We start from the raw sequence: 1,424 nt of genomic DNA, 5'->3' as shown, positions 1-1,424 counted from the left end.
AGCAGTACGGTCCGCGCGAGTCGATGGAATATGACGTCGTGATCGTTGGCGGTGGCCCGGCTGGACTGTCGGCGGCCATCCGGCTCAAGCAGCTTGCGCAGGAAAAAAGCGTCGAAATCGGGGTCTGCGTGCTCGAAAAAGGCTCGGAAATCGGCGCGCATATTCTGTCCGGCGCCGTGATGGACCCGCGCGGTCTCAATGAACTGATCCCCGACTGGAAGGAAAAAGGCGCGCCTTTGGACGTCGAAGTCAGCGAGGACCGGTTTCTGTTTCTGACGCAGAGCAGCGCGAAGCAAGTGCCCAATTGGCTCCTGCCCGATAACTTCAAGAATCACGGCAATTACGTGATCAGCCTCGCGAACGTCACGCGCTGGCTGGGTCAGCAGGCCGAAGCGCTGGGCGTCGAGATCTTTCCGGGCTTTCCCGCGGCCGAAGTGCTCTACAACGACGACGGCTCGGTGCGCGGCGTCGTGACGGGCAACATGGGCGTCGGCAAGGACGGCCAGCCGACTGAAAACTTCCAGCTCGGCATGGAATTGCACGCGAAGTACACGCTGTTTTGCGAAGGCGCACGCGGGCATCTGGGCCGCCAGCTCACCGACAAATTCAAGCTGCGCAAGGACGCCGATCCGCAGGTCTACGGCCTCGGCATCAAGGAGCTGTGGGAGATCGATCCGCTGAAGCACAAGCCGGGTCTGGTCATTCACACCGCCGGCTGGCCGCTGGAAAACGATACCTACGGCGGCTCGTTCCTGTATCACATGGATAACAACCAGGTGATGGTCGGATTTGTCGTCGGGCTGGGGTATTCGAATCCGTATCTGTCGCCGTTCGAGGAATTCCAGCGCTACAAGACGCATCCGTCGATCCGCGCGTTTCTCGAAGGCGGCAAGCGTATTTCCTACGGCGCCCGCGCGATTACGGCGGGCGGCTTGATGTCGCTGCCGAAGCTCGTGTTCCCGGGCGGTGCATTGGTAGGCGACGATGCCGGGTTCCTCAACGCATCGCGGATCAAGGGTTCGCACGCGGCGATCAAGACCGGCAAGCTCGCCGCTGAAGCCGCATTCGATGCCGTTCAGGCCGGCCGTCAGAACGACGAACTCACCGCTTACCCGGCATCCTTCGATACCTCGTGGCTCAAGACCGAGCTCTATCGCGCGCGCAACTTCAAGCAGTGGATGAGCAAGGGCCTGTACCTGGGCACCTTCATGGTCGGGCTGGAGCAAAAGGTGATGGGCGGCAACGTGCCGTGGACGCTGCATCATCAGCACGCGGATTACGAGACGCTGAAACCCGCGTCGCAATCGAAGCCGATCGTCTATCCGAAGCCGGATGGGAAGCTGACGTTCGACCGCTTGTCGTCGGTGTTCATCTCGAATACGAATCACGAGGAGAACCAGCCGGCGCACTTGACGCTGAAAGAT

General features: G+C 61.0%; 1 protein-coding gene. It reads left to right on the top strand.

Annotation, left to right across the window (positions count from 1 at the left end):
- On the top strand, window positions 1-1,424 hold a 1,424-nt coding region (locus AWB67_RS37755), incomplete at both ends, for an electron transfer flavoprotein-ubiquinone oxidoreductase (RefSeq protein ID WP_087660847.1).

Source organism: Caballeronia terrestris, assembly GCF_001544515.1.
Taxonomy (GTDB): domain Bacteria; phylum Pseudomonadota; class Gammaproteobacteria; order Burkholderiales; family Burkholderiaceae; genus Caballeronia; species Caballeronia terrestris.
This window is presented reverse-complemented; position numbering and strand designations above follow the sequence as displayed.